This window comes from Methylobacterium sp. W2 (genome assembly GCF_020662345.1).
Classification (GTDB): Bacteria; Pseudomonadota; Alphaproteobacteria; order Rhizobiales; family Beijerinckiaceae; genus Methylobacterium.
Map to the genome: position 1 here is coordinate 27,730 of NZ_VMOA01000015.1, position 16,612 is coordinate 44,341.

Here is a 16,612-nt window from a genome sequence, read left to right on the forward strand (position 1 = left end):
CTTGAATTCTGGGCGCCATATCGGCGGGAACGCCAGACGTGGCGTGCGATGCAAGCCCGCTTTGCGCCTCAGGCCGGTTCATGAACGCGAGCAGCTGGCATGCGCGTTTTCAATCTGCTCAAGAGCCTGAATGTTGGTCATCTCGCTGTTCCGCGACGCGGATTGATGACTTCAATGTCGGGGAAATCCTTTTGATGATCGGTCACGACGGTGCAACCGTGAGCCTCGGCCACGGCGGCGATGATCGTGTCGAGCGCGGTGCGCGGTCGTCCCTGTTCTTTGCCGGACGCCATGAGCCGAGCCTAGATCAGACCGGCTTTCACGTCGGCGGGCAGCACGTGGCCAGTGAACAGTGCCTGAGGGCCCTCTGGACCGGCGAACCAAGCTTCAAGCCGATCGCGGCATTTGCTGGTCGGCGTCTCTAGAAGTCCTCGACGGGTTTCGGCGACGGTCAGCAAGGCGATATTCCATCCTCCTTCGGCGGCTCGCCGCCGATGGTTTGAGTGATTGCCGCACGGAGCCGCTGGCCTTTGGGCCGGCCTCCGCAAGGTGACGGGCTAAAGACCGTATAAGGTCGCGGTCCGCATCTCTGGCCGGCACTTCAAAGCGCGCCAGACCGCGCTCACTCGCACGCGACCGCTAGTTTTGAACGGCGCGTTTCTGTGAGCGGCCCATATCGGCCTCTCGGATATTTCCAGTGATACATCCGCTTTGGAAGGCCTGACCGGACTGCCCGGCACGTCCTTACGATGAAGGCATATCCAGCTCATCACCCGCCTCGTCTTGCAAGCGAACCGATGACAAATCCACGTCGAGTGGGAGTGAGGGGCAGGCGGCGGTGATATCGTGGGTAGCGTAGCGCGCGATGGAGCTTTTCTCACCCCATCAATTGCGTCGATACGCCGAGCGGCGGACCGGCTCCAGCAAGCTGCCAGTCGAGCGTGTGCACTGTGGCGCCATGCGCGAATGCGGTCGCCAGATGCAGCGCATCACCGGCGCGAAGCCCGAGTGCAGGCTGATCCACGAACGTCGCCGCCGTCCGGAAATGCCCGACCGACACCGGGAGTACGGCGAAGCTTTCGGCCACCAGCCTGTTAAAGAGGGCAAGTGCCGCAGCGCGCTGTTCGAGGCTGATCTGCCCGGTCCTCAACTTCATCGCCAGAGCAGAGGACGTCTCCGTGATGGTCCAGTCACTGATCACGAGCAGCGCCGGATTCTGCTTCGCCAACCAAGCCTGAACGTGCGGCGTCATCGCTTCGTTGGACAGCGCCGCGACGATCACGGACGTGTCGAGATACAGCATCAGTAACGATCGCCATCCCGCATGGACCGTACCAGAGCGGCGGCGGCCTCGAGCTGCGGCGGCATGGTCGCCGTCAGGGCCTGGAGCAGGGCGGCATCGACCCTTTTGCGCTGCCTGGCCACGGAGGTGAGCCTAGCTACGGACTTGCCGCGCCGGGTGATGTCGATGGACTCGCCCGCCTCCACCCGGTCGACGAGCGCGCTCAGATGTGCCTTGGCATTTGCCAGACTCACGGCATCCATATCACGCTCCTGACCATATAGATGGTCATATAGCCGATCGGGTTTGGGACTTCCAGCGAATGATCCTCCTGGTGTTTTGGTGAAGAGCGGTGCTCGACGGCCCAATCACCGATCACCGATCATCAGAGAGCTTCGATCCCCGCCGTCCCGCCGGCGGCATAGCGGGCGCCCGCCACCGCCGCCGGTGCAAAAAGGGTGTCGAGCTCCGCGATCTCCGCCGTCGATAAAGCCAGGTCCATGGCCGCCGCGTTCTCGGCGAGCCGTGTCGCTCGGCGTGCGCCGGGGATCGGCACCACGTTGGGCGCCTTGGTCACGAGCCAGGCGAGAGCGACCTGTGCCGCGGAGACGCCGCGCGCGGCGGCAAAGTGGCCGAGCGCTTCGGCAAGGCGCCGGTTCTGCGCCAGGGCTTCCCCCTGGAAACGCGGATTGCCCTTGCGGAAATCGCCCGCGCTGAGGGCGTTCGGATCGATGGCGCCGGTGAGGAAACCGCGCCCCAGGGGCGAATAGGCCACGAAGGTTACGCCGAGTTCGGCGCAGGTCTCCAGCATTCCCTCCTCCGGCGTGCGGCTCCACAGCGAGTACTCGCTCTGGACGGCGGCGATGGGATGGATGGCATGGGCGGCCCGCAACGTCGCCGGGGACACTTCCGAGAGGCCAAGGGCTCGGACCTTGCCTGTCTCGACGAGCTTCGCCATGGCGCCGATGGTCTCCTCCAGCGGCGTCTCCGGGTTGCGGCGGTGGCAATAGTAGAGATCGATTGTCTCGACGCGCAGGCGCTTCAGCGAAGCGTCGCAGGCCGTCGCGATGTAAGCGGGCGTGTTGTCGATCCGGCGCGACCCGGCCGCATCGCGCACGATGCCGAACTTGGTGGCGAGCGCCACCCGTTCGCGGCAATGTTCGAGGAAGCGGCCGAGCAGATTCTCGTTATGGCCGAGCCCGTAGGTGTCGGCGGTGTCGAGGAAGTCGTAGCTGAGATCAAGGGCAGCGTTCAGCGTCGCCAGGGACTCGGCCTCATCCGCCGGGCCGTAGAACTCGGACATGCCCATGCAGCCGAGACCCGGGGCGGAGAGGGTGAGGCCGGTGCTGCCGAGGGGACGCTTCTGCATGGGACATTTCCTGTTCGCGGTCGAAGCGAAGCCTGACAGGGCCGGGTTCATCCGATAAGCCGGACAATCCCGCATGAGCTGCTGAGCGAGTTTCACCAATGCAGCGCGCCGATCTGTCGGATCTCGCCGCCTTCGCGTCCGTGGCGAGCCATCGCAGCTTTCGCAAAGCTGCCACGGAGCTCGGCGTCTCGCCCTCGGCCTTGAGCCACGCCCTGCGCGGCCTCGAAGCGCGGATGGGCGTGCGGCTGCTCCATCGCACCACGCGCAGCGTCGCCGTGACGGAAGCGGGCGCGATTCTCCTGGCGCGGCTGGGTCCGGCTCTCGCCGAGATCGGCAACGCAGTGGATGCCGCGCGTCTGCTGAGCGCCGAGGTCACCGGCAGCCTCAGGATCAATGCCCCTCACGCGGCCTGCCGGCTCATTCTCATGCCGCTGGTGACGCGCCTCCTCGCGCGTCATCCGAATCTCGCCGTCGAGATCATCGGCGACAATGCGATGACCGACGTGGTGGCGGACGGGTTCGATGCGGGGATCCGCATGGGGGAGCGCGTGGCGAAGGACATGATCGCCCTGCCCATCGGCGGACCCCAGCGTTTCGCCGTCATCGGTTCGCCCGCCTATCTCGACCGGCGCGGAACACCGGGTCGACCGCAGGATCTCGCCGGCCATGCCTGCATTCGCCAGCGCTTCCCCGACGGCCGCCTGTTCAAATGGGAGTTCGAGCGGGACGGGGTGGCCTGCGATGTCGAGGTGGAGGGACCGCTGACCTTCGGCGACCAGGAACTCATGGTCGAGGCGGCGGTTCGGGGCATCGGCCTCGCCTTCGTCTTCGAGGGCTATGCGGCAGACGTCCTGGCGCAGGGCAGGGTGAAGCGGCTGATGGAAGAATGGTGCCCGGCCTTTCCGGGATTCCATCTCTATTATCCCGGGCGCCGTCACGTGCCCTCCACCCTGCGCGCCCTCATCGCGCTGATGCAGGAGAGGTCCTCAGGCGAAGCGTGAATGAGAGGGTGGGGCGAGGTTCACCTCCACCAGAACCGTCTCGCTGACGAACTCGGCCGCGTGCCAGACGTCCGGCGGGAAGTGGAACACGCTGCCCGGCCCGAAACCCTTCGTGCCCTGTTCCGTCTCCAGGGTGCCCGAGCCTTCAAGCACCTGGACGAACTGCTCGTGCGCATGGCTGTGGCGCGGAGCCTTGGTCCCGGCCGGGATGGTGATGCGCACGAGGCTCGCGCCTTCGCCGTCGAGATGGCGCTTGGCGACGCCGTTCGGCGCGGTGGTCTCGGCCTGATCCGCCCAGGCGACGCAATGCTCGGTCATGCGAGGGTCTTCCATGCCGGTGTGAAAGGTTGTCCGTTTCGCACGGAGGTAGGCGCGTCCCGTTTCACGGCCAGACCTTGATCGCCAAGGGCCTGCGGACGAGGTCGCGGTCCGAGGTCACGGTGCAGCCCTCCCGGCGGAGCGTCACGTAGGTGAGGAAGACGGTGTCGCCTGCATCGTCGAAATTGCGGCCGGTCGCCTGCGGGTCGAGGATCGACGGATAGGCGATGAGATCGCCCTTGGCCGTGCAGGGATCGTCGTAGAGCGTGGCGCCGGCGAGCAGCAGGCGCGGCTGGTCCCAGGTCAGGAGATCCCGCGACGTCGTCCAGTAGAAGCCCGATTCCGGGACGGTGCCGCCGGCCCCGGCCATGAACACGGCGATCCAGGCCCCCGTGCCGCGATGGCGTATGACGGCGCCGACGGGCAGGCCGAACGGCTCCAGCGGCTTGCACGGCTCGGAGAGCAACGTCGGCCTGATGTAGGGATCGGGGAAGGCGGCGGTGAAGCCGAGCCCGGTCCAGGCGCGCCAGCGTGCCGGATCGGACGGCGTGTCGGTGCGGAACAGGCAGGCCCCGGCGGATTGCTCGCTGCCCCCCGTGGACCATCCGGTGGTGGCGATGAACACGTAGCGCCAGCGCCCGTCGCCGACGATGTTCGACGGGTTGAAGAACCCCCGCTGCCGGCCCTGGCCGACTTCCTGTCGGAACGGCGCCCCGGCCACCACCACGGGGGGCTTGGCGCGGGAAAAGCTGCGCCCGCCATCGCCAGAGGAGGCGGCGACGATCGTGTTGTACCAGCACTCGATATAGACCTTCGAGCGGCAGCGACCCTCGTGCTCGTTGGCCTGGTACTCGTGGTGGAGGAGGGCCGAGATCGCCTTGCCGTCCTCGGTCCATGTGGCGGTGATCCAGGAGCGGTCGTCATAGGCCGCCGGATCGGCCTTCTCGCCGGATTCGAGTACAACGGCGCAGTCGAGCTTCAGCTGGTCGAGGCTCGGTCCGCGCAAGGCCCGGTTGCGATAGTGCATCCCGAACAGGGCGATGCTGCCCGATGCGTCGCGGAAGGCGCGCGCGGAAGCGTCCGGCACGTCCGCGCCATCGCAGGCATCGCGGCCGGCCTTGAAGATCGTCGTCGGTGCCCCGACGAGGATGAGTGCGGAAAACGGCGGTTCGGACCGCGCCGCGGCACCGCACGGGAGCAGGACGAGGAGGAGGAGGGCGAGGAGCCGCGTCATCGGGTGAGCCTGGACATCGGGCCGAGTTTGGGTTTTGAACCATTACAGTCTGCTTCACCCGGCCTAACGCGGATCGAACGATCCACAGGCGCGATTCGAAGGCGTCCCATGCTCATCCTCATCCTCGGCCTCGTGCTGTTCCTCGGCACGCATGCCTTCTCCATGTTGAGGGCCAAACGCGCGGGCGTCATCAACGAGGTGGGGGAGAGCCGGTTCAAGCTCGGCTATACCTTCCTGTCGGTCCTCGGCATCGTGCTCATCGCCTACGGGTTCGGCCAGTACCGTGCCGACGGCTACATCCAGGTGTGGAACCCGCCGGTCTTCATGCGCCATCTCGCGCTGCTGCTGACGCTGTTCGCCTTCATCGCCCTGGCCTCCGCCTACCTGCCCGGCCATATCCGGGCGCGGGCCAAGCACCCGATGCTGCTGGCGGTGAAGATCTGGGCGACGGCCCATCTCCTCGCCAATGGCGACCTCGGCTCGATCCTGCTGTTCGGCAGCTTCCTCGCCTGGGCCGTCATCGCCCGGATCAGCGCCAAGCGCCGCGCCCGCTCGGCCGGCGCGGTGGCCGCTCAGCACGGCGCCGTCGCGGCTCCGGCCGGCTGGCGCAACGACGCCATCGCGGTGGCGGTCGGCTTCGTGGTCTGGTTCGTCTTCGCCAAGTACCTGCATCAATGGGTGATCGGCGTCTCGGCCTGGCCGGGGCAGGCCTGAGACCGGCGACCGGCTGCTCTCCAAGCTATCCAGTCGCCAAGCCGGCCTGGCTGTGCTAGGCGCCGGGCTTGGTTTTCCTCAAGGCCGTCGATCGTATCGCGGTCGGCGTGAGACGACATGGCCGAGAACAACGAGTTTATCCGCGAGGTCAACGAAGACTATCGCCGCGATCAGGTCGCACAGATCTGGAAGCGCTACAGCGGTCTCATCGTCGCCGTGGCGATTCTCGTCGTGGCCGGCGTCGGCGGCTATCGCTATTGGCAGCACGACCAGCGGGTCCGCGCCGAAGCCGCGTCCGAGAAGTTCGAGGCCGCCAACCGCCTCGCCAAGGACGGCAAGGGCGCGGAGGCCGACAAGGCCTTCGAGGCGCTGGAAGCCGACGCTCCGGGCGGCTACCGGATGCTGGCCCGCTTCCGCTCCGCCACAGAGACCGCCAAGCGCGATGCGTCCGCCGGCGCGGCGGAGTACGATGCGCTCGCCGCCGACACCAAGCTCGGCGACGGCCTGCGCGACCTCGCCCGTCTGCGCGCGGCGCTGATCCGCCTCGATCAGCCGAACCCCGATCCGGCCCTCGCCAGCCTCCAGGGGCTCGCCGCGCCGGCCGGCGCGTTCCGCCACACCGCCCGCGAAATGCTCGGCCTCGTCGCGCTGAAGCGCGGCGAGTACGATGCCGCCGGGCGCTGGTTCGACCAGATCATTTCCGATCCTCAGACGCCGGCCAATCTCCGCCAGCGCATCGAGGTCTATGCCGCCCTCGTGGCCGGCGGCCCGGTCACCGTGACCGCGGCGCCTGCGCCCGAGCCGGCCGCACCCCCGCCCGTGACGCGCTGAGCCGGTTCCGGCACGCCGCCTGCACGACGAATTTTTCTGTACGACGACTGAATCGAGACCACCATGGACATGCCGACCGTCGCTATCGTCGGACGGCCGAATGTCGGCAAGTCGACCCTCTTCAACCGGCTGGTGGGCAAAAAGCTCGCCCTCGTGGACGATCGCCCCGGCGTGACCCGCGACCGGCGCGAGGGCGACTGCAACTTCGGCGGATTGGTGTTTCGCGTCATCGACACCGCGGGCCTCGAACAGGCCGACGCGGATTCGCTGCTCGGGCGCATGCGCGCGCAGACCGAGACCGCGATCCTCGAGGCCGACGTCGTGCTGTTCGTCATCGACGCCCGTGCCGGCATCCTCCCCGCCGACCAGCCCTTCGCCGAACTCGTGCGCCGCGCCGGCTGCCCGGTGGTGCTCATCGCCAACAAGGCCGAGGGCGGCACCGGCCTGTCCGGGGCCTACGAGGCATTTTCCCTCGGGCTCGGCGACCCGATCCCGTTCTCGGCCGAACACGGCGAGGGCATCGGCGAATTGCATGACGCCCTCATCGAGGCCCTGCCCAAGCTCGACGACGAGGACGAGGAATACGACGACGACCCCGCGAACCGCTCGCTTAAGGTCGCCATCGTCGGCCGCCCCAATGCCGGCAAGTCGACCCTGATCAACCGGATGCTCGGCGAGGAGCGCCTGCTCGTCGGCCCCGAGGCCGGCATCACCCGCGATTCGATCTCCCTCGACTGGGAGTGGCGCGGCCGCCGGATCAAGCTCCACGACACCGCCGGCATGCGCCGCAAGGCGCGCATCGACGACAAGCTCGAAAAGCTCGCCGTCTCGGACGGCCTGCGCGCCGTGCGCTTCGCCGAGGTGGTGGTGGTGCTCCTCGACGCCACGATCCCGTTCGAGAAGCAGGATCTGACCATCGTCGATCTCATCGAGAGCGAGGGCCGCGCCCTGGTCATCGGCCTCAACAAGTGGGACCTCGTGGCCGACCAGCCGGGCCTGCTGAAGAAGCTGCGCGAGGATTGCACCCGCCTGCTGCCGCAGGTGCGCGGCGTCTCCGTGGTGCCGCTCTCGGGCCTCGCCGGCGACGGCATCGACACGCTGATGAAGGCCGTCACCGAGACCTTCGAGGTCTGGAACAAGCGCATCTCCACCTCGAAGATCAACGACTGGCTCAACGAGGCGACCCAGCGCAACCCGCCGCCGGCGGTGGCGAGCCGCCGCATCAAGATCCGCTACGCCACCCAGGTGAAGAGCCGCCCGCCGCACTTCGCCCTGTTCGGCAACCAGCTCGACGGCCTGCCGAAATCCTACACCCGCTACCTCGTCAACAACCTGCGCGAAGCCTTCGACCTCCCCGGCGTGCCGATCCGGCTGTCCTTGCGGACCTCGAAGAACCCGTTCGACAAGGAGAACAAGGGCTGAGCCTCACGACCCGCAGGTCGTTTCACTTAGCCAATCGACTACGTCGTCCAGCCCCTGCCGGTTGGTACGGCCCGTCTCGCGGGCGGCTTCGAACACCGCGATCTGGCGGTCGGCGCTGGTGCCCTCGCGGACGATGGTCCGTGCGCGCTCGACCTCTTCGCCGCAGCCGAGCGCGTCGGCATCGGCGTCGATGAGGGCCAGCATCGCGTCGAGGGCGTCGGCGAAGGGGAAGGCGTCCTCGCTGGCTTCGTCGATGATCTCGGCCTCCGTGCCGCTGCGCTGGGTGCGCCAGAGGTTCTCCTCAGCCAGGGCCCGCGAGACGCCGTCGAGATCGGCATTGAGGTCGGACCGGCGCACGACGCAGCGCACGAGGCAGCGGAAGAGCGCCGCCACAGTGAGGGCATCCTCGAGCCGCGTGCAGGAATCCGCCACCCGCAATTCGAGGGTCGGGAACTTGATCGACGGGCGCAGGGACCACCACAGGAAGCTCGCATCCTGGATCGAGCCGGCCCTGGTCATGATGCGGACGTAGCGCTCATAGGCGCCGGGGTCGGAGAAGAGCTGCGGCAGGCCGGTGCGTGGCAACTCGCCGAAGGCGCTGAGGCGGTAGGCGGTGAGGCCCGTGGGCTTGCCCTGCCAGAAGGGGGACGAGGCCGAGAGCGCGAAGAGCAGGGGCTGGAACGGTAGCAGCCGGTTCATCAGGTCCACCCGCGCTTGCGGGTCGGGTACCTCCACATGCACATGCATGCCGCAGATTAGGCTGCGCCGTCCCGCCATTCCCACATCCCGCAGGATGCCGCGATAGCGCTCGCCCTTCGTCGGCAATTGCCGCGCCCAGTCGGCCACCGGATGAGTGCCCGCGGCAAAGAGCAGAAGCTCGTGGCCTTTCGCGAGACGGCCAAGGGCGTCGCGTTGACGTCCCAGGATCTCCCGCGCCTCGCTGAACTCCGTGGAGGGCGGGGTGCAGACCTCCACCTGGCATTGGAGCATCTCGCGCCCGATCTCAGGCAGGCGCTCGCTCGCTTCGGTATGGAACGGCTTTACCGATCGCCGCGGCGTCCCTCGCGTTTCGGCATCGGCCAGGAAGTATTCCTCCTCGATGCCGAAACGGTAGCTGTGCGCGGTCATTCGCGATCCGATGATCTGAGGGGCGGCTCTGGTCCTGCCAGTCTACAACGTCGTTCGATGCCGAGCGGCTGCATTCCGAGCGACGAACGGACGAGAGATGGTCAGCGAACGATCCTGACGGACAATCCAAGATGCGCCGGTAATCCAGCCCATGCCCTGTCCGTGGTGACGGCTGTCGCCGCGAGCCTCCGCGCCAAAGCGAGGCAGGCCCTGTCGCCGAGAGACAAACCAAGGGATCGGGTCTCCACGCGCAGTAGGCCCGCTATTTTCGCCTGTTCAACGTCGAAAGCCTCTACGGGCAGGCGAAGGAGTCGGATGGCCTCGCCGATTCGCTCTTCCGACCCACCGACCTCCGCCAGCTTGGCGACAACCTCGGAGAGATTGACGGCGCCGATGACGGCGAAGGGCAGCGTCTCCGCGACCGCCTCGCAGCCGGGTTCGGCATTGAGCAGGCAGAGAAGGGCTGAGGCATCGAAAACGATGCGCTCACTCACGCTCCGCAGCGCCCTTGCGATCGGCGATCAAGGCGTCCGAGAGAACGACATCCTTGGGCGCGAATGTGCGCACGATGTCCTGCGCTGCACGGATGGCCGCCGAAGCCGACCGGATGCGCAATCCGTCTTCGGCGAGTTCGACCATCACCGTGTCTCCCACTGCGATGCCGAGCTTCTCCCGGAACGATGCCGGAATGACGAGCTTCCCACCATCGACGATCTTGACCGCGCGGGATGCCATTCTTCCCTCCGTCTTCCGAGACGCCGATAGCATAGTGGCTTTCCACCCACGCGCCATCGGGCTTGGTCACCGAACGGTCAGCGATCAGGTGGTCCGCAACGCCCCGCCCACCAGCCAGGCCGGGTCGAACCAGCGGTCGGCGTCGCCGTCATAGGGCAGGCGGGTGATGTCCCAGTTCTGAATGTACTTGGCGTAGACGTTCCAGACCGTGATGCCGCCGCCGACGAAGATGCGCCGGCCGGGATAGCGCGCGAGCACCTCTTCCGGGTCCTCGTGGCTGCGGATCACGTCGATGGTGCGGTCCTTGAAGGCGAAGTCCGGTACCGAAGCCACGGTCTTCGGCCCTGCGATGAGCACGTGGCCCATGGTCAACGCGAAGAAGCGCGTCACGTCCTCGACGAAGAGCGGATCGGTATTGCCCTCCCATGGCAGGTGCCCGTTGAGGCCCAACTGGCCGCGCAGGCCGATGGCGCAGATGCAGCGAACGTCGATCATGATCGGGTGCTCTCAGAAACTCGACACGATTCCACCCCGCTACCTCATCCTGAGGTGCCGGAGCAAAGCGCAGGCCTCGAAGGAGGGCTCCAAAACTCACAGAGCGATCTGGAGCCCTCCTTCGAAGCCGCTTCGCGGCATCTCAGGATGAGGTGGCCGGGTGGGACTAAGTAAACCAGTCTATGCCGCCATCTGCGGCGTCAGCACACGGTCGCGGGGGAAATCGTAGATCTTGCCCGATTGATCCCAACCCGGGCTCGCGAGCCGCACGAAATGCGGGGCGAGGTCATCCGGGGTCTTCAACGTCGTCTCGTCCTCGCCCGGCATCGCCGCCTTGCGCATGGAGGTGCGCAGGGGGCCGGGGTTGAGGAGCATGGCGCGGATCGGCGTGGTCTCGGTCTCCGCCGCATAGGTGCGCACAAGGGCGTCGAGGGCTGCCTTCGAGACGGAGTACGGACCCCAATAGGCCTTGCATTTCTGCGAGGCGCCGGAGGTGACGAAGATGGCACGGCCCGCATCCGACATCCGCAGCAGCGGATCGACGGAGCGGAGCAGGCGCCAGTTGGCGGTGACGTTGATGTCCATCACCTGCGCCCAGGTCTTGGGCGTCACGTGCCCGAGGGGCGTGAGGTTGCCGAGGATGCCGGCATTGCCCACGACCACGTCGAGCTTCGCCCAGCGCTCGTGGATGCTCAGGCCCAGCCGGTCGATGGCGTCGAAATCGGTGAGGTCGAGGGGGACGAGGGTCGCGCTCGATCCGGCCTGCCGGATCGCGTCGTCCAGCTCTTCCAGGGCCCCCTGCGTCCTGGCGACGGCCACGATGTGCGCGCCGGCCTCCGCAAGGGCCAGGGCCGCCGCCCGGCCGATGCCGCGCGAACAGCCGGTGACGAGGGCGATGCGGCCGTCGAGAGGCTTCGTCATGGTCGCGTCAATCCGCTTCGGCGAGCATTGCGAGACGCTTCGGCCCGGCAATCGCAAGGTCAGTCAGGCCGGTGGGGTAGTCGCCGGTGAAGCAATGGTCGGTATATTGCGGGCAGGATTCGTTGCGGCTCTCCTCGCCCATGGCCTTGTACAGGCCCTCGATGGAGAGGAAGGCGAGGGAATCCGCGCCGATATAGCGGCGCATGCCCTCGAGATCGTGAGTGGCGGCCAGAAGTTTCTCGCGCTCGGGCGTGTCGATCCCGTAAAAATCCGGATAGGTGATCGGCGGCGAGGCGATGCGGAAATGCACCTCCTTGGCGCCGGCCTCGCGCATCATCCGCACGATCTTCACCGAGGTGGTGCCGCGCACGAGGCTGTCGTCCACGAGGACGATGCGCTTGCCTTCCACCACGGCGCGGTTGGCCGAATGCTTCATCCGCACACCGAGCTCGCGCACGGACTGCGTCGGCTGGATGAAGGTGCGCCCGACATAATGGTTGCGGATGATGCCCATCTCGAAGGGCAGGCCGGTCTCCTGGGCAAAGCCGAGGGCTGCCGGCACGCCGGAATCCGGCACGGGGATCACCACATCGGCGGCGGTGGCGGATTCGCGGGCGAGTTCGTGGCCGATATTCTTGCGGACGGAATAGACGCTTTTGCCGTTCACCACGGAATCCGGCCGGGCGAAGTAGATGTATTCGAAGATGCAGGGGCGCATGGGCTGCGCCGGTGCGAAGCGGATCGACTCGATGCCCTCCTCCGAGATGACGACAATCTCGCCATTCTCCACGTCGCGGATGAACTTCGCGCCGATGATGTCGAGGGCACAGGTCTCGGAGGCGAGGATGTAGCGGCCGTCGAGTTCGCCGATGACCAGGGGGCGGATGCCGAGGGGGTCGCGGGCACCGATGAGCTTCTTGTTGGTAAGCGCCACGATGGCATAGGCGCCCTGGACCTGCCGCAGGGCCTCGGTGAAGCGCTCGACGATGAGCGGCGCCCGGCTGCGGGCGGCGAGGTGCAGGATCACTTCTGTATCGGAGGTCGACTGGGTGATCGCGCCGTCGCGGACGAGGTCGCGGCGGATGGAAAGGGCGTTGGTGAGGTTGCCGTTATGGGCCACCGCGAGACCGCCGCTAGCGAGTTCTGCAAAGAGCGGCTGGACGTTGCGGAGGATCGTGCCGCCGGTCGTCGAGTAGCGCACGTGGCCGATGGCGGCCGAGCCTTCGAGATGCTCAATGGTGGAGCGATCGGAGAACGAATCGCCGACGAGGCCGGGCCGGCGCTCGGAATGGAAGATGTGCCCGTCGAAGGACACGATGCCCGCCGCTTCCTGGCCCCGGTGCTGGAGGGCGTGGAGCCCGAGGGCCACGATGGCCGAGGCGTCGGGATGGCCGAAGATGCCGAAGACGCCGCACTCTTCGCGCAGGGTGTCCCCGTCCCGGTCCAGCCCATCCACCACGTCGACCGAATGGCGGGCGCTCGCGCTGCGTGCTGACATCTGGTTCTGCGATCCTAAGGTGGCCCGCCGCTGCCGAGTTCGGCACCGTCCACGGACCGGCTTGCATCCTGCGACCGTTTTATGACGACGGCAGCTTCCTACAAGAAGCCGTCATTTAGTCGGCCTTGGTCCCGCAACCAAGCGGCATGCCACGCAGATCAGACGCGCTGCGTGAGAAGGTCAGCGCCGTGCCGGGGCCTCGGTCCGGCGCTGGGCGGGTGCCGCATCGCCGTCGGCCGCCGGCTCGGCGGGATCCGCCGCCTCGCCCTTGGACTTCTTGAACTGCTTGATGAACCCCTCCGGGTTCTCCGGGAGCTGCGCCACCAGCGCGTCCCCCGACTTCTCAAGCATCGGCCGGCTACGGGCCTGGGCCGCCCAATCGGGCATCTTGCCCTGGACCAGCCAAGCCAGGAACACCCAGCCGATCACGCAGATGAGAAAACCGCGTCCCGCGCCAAAGACGAAGCCGAGGGACCGGTCGATCGCGCCGATGCGCGAATCGAGGATCATGTCTGAAACCTTCACCGTGATGATCGAGACCACGATGAGCGTCGCGAGGAAGATCGTCGCGATGGAGGCGACGAGCGCCACGGTGGCGTTCGAGACGTGCTGGCTCACGGTGGGCAGCAACAGGGGATAGAGCTTCCAGGCGACCGCAGCGGCGGCGACCCAGGCGACGATGGCCAGCACCTCGCGTGTCGCCCCGCGGACGGCCGCCAACAGGGCCGAGATGACGACGATGCCAAGAACGGCCAGATCGAGAACGGAAAACGGCATTTAAGGCTATGATCGCACGGGGCAGAGGGGCTGACGATCGCCGGCTCGTGCGGCTCCCCCTCGCCGCCGCGCCTGTATATCGTGCGGAATCTCGGCCGTCACCCTCCGGTGCGGACAAGCGTCCGGCCTCACTCGTCGTCCTCGTATTCGTACCGCGCCGGGTTGCGCTCGGGCCGGCCGCGCTTGGGCGCGCCGCTGGCGATGCCGGCCACCAGATCGGCGATGTGGCGCAGGGCCTCCGTGGGCAGGGAGCTGTCACCGATCTCGTTGCGGCCTTGCGGCGTGACGGCCTTGGCGAAGCCGAGCTTCAACGCTTCCTTCAGCCGCGACGGCGCCTGCGCCACCGGGCGGATGGCGCCGGAGAGACCGATCTCGCCGAAATAGACGGTCTCGCCCGGCAGGGCCGCGCCCGACAGCGACGAGACCAGGGCGGCCGCCACCGCGAGGTCGGCTGCCGGTTCCGTGATGCGCAGGCCGCCGGCGACGTTGAGATAGACGTCGTGGGTGCCGAGCCGGATGCCGCCATGGGCCTCCAGCACCGCGAGCACCATGGACAGGCGGTTGGGGTCCCAGCCCACCACGGCCCGGCGCGGCGTGCCGAGGGAGGAGGGCGCCACCAGGGCCTGGATCTCCACCAGCAGAGGCCGCGTGCCCTCCATGCCGGCGAACACCGCCGTGCCCGGCGCCGCGTGGTCGCGCCCCGCGAGGAAGAGCGCCGACGGGTTCGGAACCTCCGCAAGGCCGCGATCGGTCATCTCGAACACGCCGATCTCGTCGGTGGGGCCGAAGCGGTTCTTGACCGCGCGCAGGATGCGGAAATGGTGGCCTTGGTCGCCCTCGAACGAGGCCACGGCATCGACCATGTGCTCCACCACGCGGGGGCCGGCGATCTGCCCGTCCTTGGTCACGTGGCCGACGAGGATCACCGCCGTGCCGGTGGTCTTGGCGAAGCGGATCAGCGACTGGGCCGAGGATCGGACCTGGGTCACCGTGCCGGGGGCCGATTCCACCGTCTCCGTCCACATGGTCTGGATCGAGTCGATGATGGCCAGCGCCGGCGGGCGGCCCTGGCTCAGGGTCTCGACGATGTCCTCGACATTGGTCTCGGCCGCGAGATCCACCGCCGCGCTCGACAGGCCGAGGCGCTCGGCCCGCAGGCGCACCTGCGCCACCGCCTCTTCGCCGGAAATGTAGACCACGCGCTCGCCGGTGCGCGCCATGGCGGCGGTGGCCTGCATCAGCAGGGTCGACTTGCCGATGCCGGGATCGCCGCCGAGCAGGATCACCGAACCGCGTACGAAGCCGCCGCCGGTCACCCGGTCGAGCTCGCCGATGCCGGAGGGAATGCGCGGCGCCTCGCGGGCCTCGCCGGTGAGCCCTTCGAGGGGAAAGATGCGCCCATGCGACCGGCTCGGACGGGTCTTGACCGGACCGGCCTGCGGGCCGCTCGCGCCCGTCTCCTCGACGATCGTGTTCCAGCCGTTGCAGGCCTCGCAGCGCCCGCGCCAGCGATTGTAGACGGCGCCGCAGGATTGGCAGACGAAGGTCTGGTGGATCTTGGCCATGATCGCCTTTTGAGGAAGCACGGACGGCAGTTTGCCGGAATCCACCCTCTCGCCCTCATCCTGAGGTGCCCGCGACAGCGGGCCTCGAAGGAGGCGTCCAGGGCCGGCGGCGCTATCTGGAGCCCTCCTTCGAGGCCTACGCTTCGCTTCGGCACCTCAGGATGAGGGGATGGATTTGGAATCGCCGGATCAATCTATCGATCTTACATAGCGGCGAACATAACGGGAACCAAGGCCGGTCAGGATTTCATAGCCGATGGTGCCGGCGGCGCGCCCCACACTGTCCACGTCGAGGGACTCGCCGATCAGGATCGCCGGTTCGCCGCGCCGGGCGGCGGGCGCGTCGGTGACGTCGAGGATGATGAGGTCCATGGAGATCAGGCCGACGATGGGGCAGGGCACCCCGCCGACGAGGGCATGGCCGCGCCCGCTCGCCGAGCGCGGGTAGCCGTCGGCATAACCAAGCGACAGGGTGGCGAGCCGTCGCGGGGCGGGGGCGGTCCAGCGGGCATTGTAGCCCGCGCCGTCGCCGGCCGCGACGTCGCGGACCTGTGCGATCGACGCTTCGAGGCGGATGACAGGCCGCATCGGATTCGGCCGCCACGGGGTCGGGTTGCCGCCGAAGATGGCGTAGCCCGGACGGAGCAGGTCGTTGGCGACGCCATCGCCGAGATAGCAGCCGGAGGAGTTGGCGAGCGAGCCCGGAATGCCGGGATAGGCCCGCCGGACGTCTGCGAACACGTCGCACTGGCGCCGGTTGATCGCCTCGTCCGGAAGTTCGGCGCTGACGAGATGGCTCATCAGCAGGTCGATCCCTGCGGCTGCGATGATCGGGTCGCCGGCGAGCGCCAGGGCTTCGGGGACGGTCAGGCCGAGGCGGTTCATGCCGGTATCGACGTGAAGGGCGGCCGGAAGCGAGCACCCCATCTCGGCTCCCAGAGCCGCCCATTCGCCCAATTCCTCGCGCGATCCGAGGACCGGGCGTAGGCCGTGCGCCACGAGAGCCGGACCGCTGCCGGGAGCGAGGCCGTTGAGGACGTAGATCACTGCCTCGGGCAGGACGGACCGCGCGGTCACGCCTTCGCTCGCATGGGCGACGAAGAACGTTCGGCAGCCGGCCCGCCACAGGACCGGCGCGACCTCGGTGAGGCCGCAGCCATAGGCATCGGCCTTGACCACGGCGGCGCAGGGGATGTGGGGCGCCTGCGCGCCCAGCCGTCGCCAGTTCTCGGCGATGGCCGAGAGATCGATGGTGAGACGTGCGCCGTGGATGGCGGCTTCCGGGTCGGCGATCGCCATTGCGGGATCTCGTTCGAGTGCGG

General features: G+C 67.7%; 18 protein-coding genes and 1 pseudogene. 4 read left to right on the top strand and 15 right to left on the bottom strand.

Annotated elements, in window-relative coordinates; all coding sequences use genetic code 11:
* Positions 1-137 precede the first annotated feature (137 nt).
* The 4 genes and pseudogenes from FPV16_RS10520 to FPV16_RS10535 form a co-directional block, all read right to left on the bottom strand.
* Positions 138-464: pseudogene (locus tag FPV16_RS10520) on the bottom strand (VapC toxin family PIN domain ribonuclease); the annotation flags it as partial.
* A 413-nt stretch (positions 465-877) separates the two neighbouring features.
* Positions 878-1,303 (bottom strand): type II toxin-antitoxin system VapC family toxin, encoded by a 426-nt coding sequence (locus FPV16_RS10525; RefSeq protein WP_227438156.1) that lies wholly within the window; start codon positions 1,301-1,303, stop codon positions 878-880.
* Complete coding sequence (locus FPV16_RS10530; RefSeq protein WP_056253952.1) at positions 1,303-1,545, bottom strand: type II toxin-antitoxin system Phd/YefM family antitoxin; 243 nt, start codon at positions 1,543-1,545, stop codon at positions 1,303-1,305. The genes FPV16_RS10525 and FPV16_RS10530 overlap by 1 nt, the downstream gene beginning before the upstream one ends.
* 122 nt (positions 1,546-1,667) lie before the next feature.
* Entirely contained in the window at positions 1,668-2,651 is a 984-nt protein-coding gene (locus FPV16_RS10535) for an aldo/keto reductase (protein WP_227438157.1), read from the bottom strand.
* A gap of 98 nt (positions 2,652-2,749) precedes the next feature.
* On the opposite strand from FPV16_RS10535, the gene FPV16_RS10540 reads away from it, so the two are divergent.
* Complete coding sequence (locus FPV16_RS10540; protein ID WP_227438158.1) at positions 2,750-3,652, top strand: LysR family transcriptional regulator; 903 nt, start codon at positions 2,750-2,752, stop codon at positions 3,650-3,652.
* On the opposite strand, the gene FPV16_RS10545 is transcribed toward FPV16_RS10540, so the two are convergent.
* Both FPV16_RS10545 and FPV16_RS10550 read right to left on the bottom strand, forming a co-directional pair.
* Positions 3,638-3,970, bottom strand: a complete 333-nt coding sequence (locus FPV16_RS10545; protein ID WP_227438159.1) for a cupin domain-containing protein — start codon at positions 3,968-3,970, stop codon at positions 3,638-3,640. The genes FPV16_RS10540 and FPV16_RS10545 overlap by 15 nt on opposite strands.
* Positions 3,971-4,034: 64 nt before the next feature.
* Complete coding sequence (locus FPV16_RS10550) at positions 4,035-5,204, bottom strand: hypothetical protein (protein ID WP_227438160.1); 1,170 nt, start codon at positions 5,202-5,204, stop codon at positions 4,035-4,037.
* Positions 5,205-5,312: 108 nt separating this feature from the next.
* Here FPV16_RS10550 and FPV16_RS10555 point away from each other — a divergent pair, with 108 nt between their 5' ends.
* From FPV16_RS10555 to der, 3 genes are all read left to right on the top strand, one after another.
* Positions 5,313-5,918: an NnrU family protein gene (locus FPV16_RS10555; RefSeq protein WP_227438161.1), complete on the top strand. Its 606-nt coding sequence runs from the start codon at positions 5,313-5,315 to the stop codon at positions 5,916-5,918.
* Between the two features lie 117 nt (positions 5,919-6,035).
* Entirely contained in the window at positions 6,036-6,749 is a 714-nt protein-coding gene (locus FPV16_RS10560; protein WP_227438162.1) for a tetratricopeptide repeat protein, read from the top strand.
* Between the two features lie 63 nt (positions 6,750-6,812).
* On the top strand, positions 6,813-8,171 hold the full coding sequence (gene der, locus FPV16_RS10565) for a ribosome biogenesis GTPase Der (RefSeq protein ID WP_027172138.1): 1,359 nt from the start codon (positions 6,813-6,815) through the stop codon (positions 8,169-8,171).
* Between the two features lie 3 nt (positions 8,172-8,174).
* Here der and FPV16_RS10570 read toward each other — a convergent pair whose 3' ends face one another.
* The 9 genes from FPV16_RS10570 to alr all read right to left on the bottom strand — a co-directional run bounded on the left by FPV16_RS10570 (position 8,175) and on the right by alr (position 16,589).
* Complete coding sequence (locus FPV16_RS10570; protein ID WP_227438163.1) at positions 8,175-9,299, bottom strand: carboxylate-amine ligase; 1,125 nt, start codon at positions 9,297-9,299, stop codon at positions 8,175-8,177.
* 101 nt (positions 9,300-9,400) lie between these two features.
* The gene (locus FPV16_RS10575) at positions 9,401-9,793 is read right to left on the bottom strand and encodes a type II toxin-antitoxin system VapC family toxin (protein WP_227438164.1); all 393 of its coding nucleotides are present in this window, start codon (positions 9,791-9,793) and stop codon (positions 9,401-9,403) included.
* Positions 9,786-10,091: an AbrB/MazE/SpoVT family DNA-binding domain-containing protein gene (locus tag FPV16_RS10580; RefSeq protein WP_413629256.1), complete on the bottom strand. Its 306-nt coding sequence runs from the start codon at positions 10,089-10,091 to the stop codon at positions 9,786-9,788. Before FPV16_RS10580 ends, FPV16_RS10575 begins: the two co-directional genes overlap by 8 nt.
* A 27-nt stretch (positions 10,092-10,118) precedes the next feature.
* A complete protein-coding gene (locus FPV16_RS10585; RefSeq protein WP_227438166.1) occupies positions 10,119-10,529 on the bottom strand; it encodes a dihydrofolate reductase in 411 nt (136 codons plus the stop codon).
* Between the two features lie 180 nt (positions 10,530-10,709).
* Positions 10,710-11,450 carry an SDR family NAD(P)-dependent oxidoreductase gene (locus FPV16_RS10590; RefSeq protein WP_227438167.1) on the bottom strand — a complete coding sequence of 247 codons (741 nt, stop codon included), beginning with the start codon at positions 11,448-11,450 and terminating at the stop codon, positions 10,710-10,712.
* Positions 11,451-11,457: 7 nt separating this feature from the next.
* A complete protein-coding gene (purF, locus tag FPV16_RS10595) occupies positions 11,458-12,948 on the bottom strand; it encodes an amidophosphoribosyltransferase (protein WP_018045057.1) in 1,491 nt (496 codons plus the stop codon).
* 180 nt (positions 12,949-13,128) lie between these two features.
* Positions 13,129-13,725, bottom strand: a complete 597-nt coding sequence (locus FPV16_RS10600) for a CvpA family protein (protein ID WP_227438168.1) — start codon at positions 13,723-13,725, stop codon at positions 13,129-13,131.
* Between the two features lie 128 nt (positions 13,726-13,853).
* Positions 13,854-15,290 carry a DNA repair protein RadA gene (radA, locus tag FPV16_RS10605; protein WP_026176151.1) on the bottom strand — a complete coding sequence of 479 codons (1,437 nt, stop codon included), beginning with the start codon at positions 15,288-15,290 and terminating at the stop codon, positions 13,854-13,856.
* Positions 15,291-15,479: 189 nt separating this feature from the next.
* A complete protein-coding gene (gene alr / locus FPV16_RS10610) occupies positions 15,480-16,589 on the bottom strand; it encodes an alanine racemase (RefSeq protein ID WP_227438169.1) in 1,110 nt (369 codons plus the stop codon).
* Positions 16,590-16,612: the final 23 nt, after the last annotated feature.

Coding starts and splice junctions, on each gene's coding strand:
- FPV16_RS10525 (WP_227438156.1), bottom strand. CDS start 1,303: ATGCTGTATCTCGACACGTCCGTGATCGTCGCGGCGCTGTCCAACGAA.
- purF (WP_018045057.1), bottom strand. CDS start 12,948: ATGTCAGCACGCAGCGCGAGCGCCCGCCATTCGGTCGACGTGGTGGAT.
- FPV16_RS10570 (WP_227438163.1), bottom strand. CDS start 9,299: ATGACCGCGCACAGCTACCGTTTCGGCATCGAGGAGGAATACTTCCTG.
- der (WP_027172138.1), top strand. CDS start 6,813: ATGGACATGCCGACCGTCGCTATCGTCGGACGGCCGAATGTCGGCAAG.
- FPV16_RS10540 (WP_227438158.1), top strand. CDS start 2,750: ATGCAGCGCGCCGATCTGTCGGATCTCGCCGCCTTCGCGTCCGTGGCG.
- FPV16_RS10560 (WP_227438162.1), top strand. CDS start 6,036: ATGGCCGAGAACAACGAGTTTATCCGCGAGGTCAACGAAGACTATCGC.
- FPV16_RS10550 (WP_227438160.1), bottom strand. CDS start 5,204: ATGACGCGGCTCCTCGCCCTCCTCCTCCTCGTCCTGCTCCCGTGCGGT.
- FPV16_RS10585 (WP_227438166.1), bottom strand. CDS start 10,529: ATGATCGACGTTCGCTGCATCTGCGCCATCGGCCTGCGCGGCCAGTTG.
- FPV16_RS10535 (WP_227438157.1), bottom strand. CDS start 2,651: ATGCAGAAGCGTCCCCTCGGCAGCACCGGCCTCACCCTCTCCGCCCCG.
- radA (WP_026176151.1), bottom strand. CDS start 15,290: ATGGCCAAGATCCACCAGACCTTCGTCTGCCAATCCTGCGGCGCCGTC.
- FPV16_RS10580 (WP_413629256.1), bottom strand. CDS start 10,091: ATGGCGCGTGGGTGGAAAGCCACTATGCTATCGGCGTCTCGGAAGACG.
- FPV16_RS10530 (WP_056253952.1), bottom strand. CDS start 1,545: ATGGATGCCGTGAGTCTGGCAAATGCCAAGGCACATCTGAGCGCGCTC.
- FPV16_RS10555 (WP_227438161.1), top strand. CDS start 5,313: ATGCTCATCCTCATCCTCGGCCTCGTGCTGTTCCTCGGCACGCATGCC.
- FPV16_RS10545 (WP_227438159.1), bottom strand. CDS start 3,970: ATGACCGAGCATTGCGTCGCCTGGGCGGATCAGGCCGAGACCACCGCG.
- FPV16_RS10590 (WP_227438167.1), bottom strand. CDS start 11,450: ATGACGAAGCCTCTCGACGGCCGCATCGCCCTCGTCACCGGCTGTTCG.
- alr (WP_227438169.1), bottom strand. CDS start 16,589: ATGGCGATCGCCGACCCGGAAGCCGCCATCCACGGCGCACGTCTCACC.
- FPV16_RS10600 (WP_227438168.1), bottom strand. CDS start 13,725: ATGCCGTTTTCCGTTCTCGATCTGGCCGTTCTTGGCATCGTCGTCATC.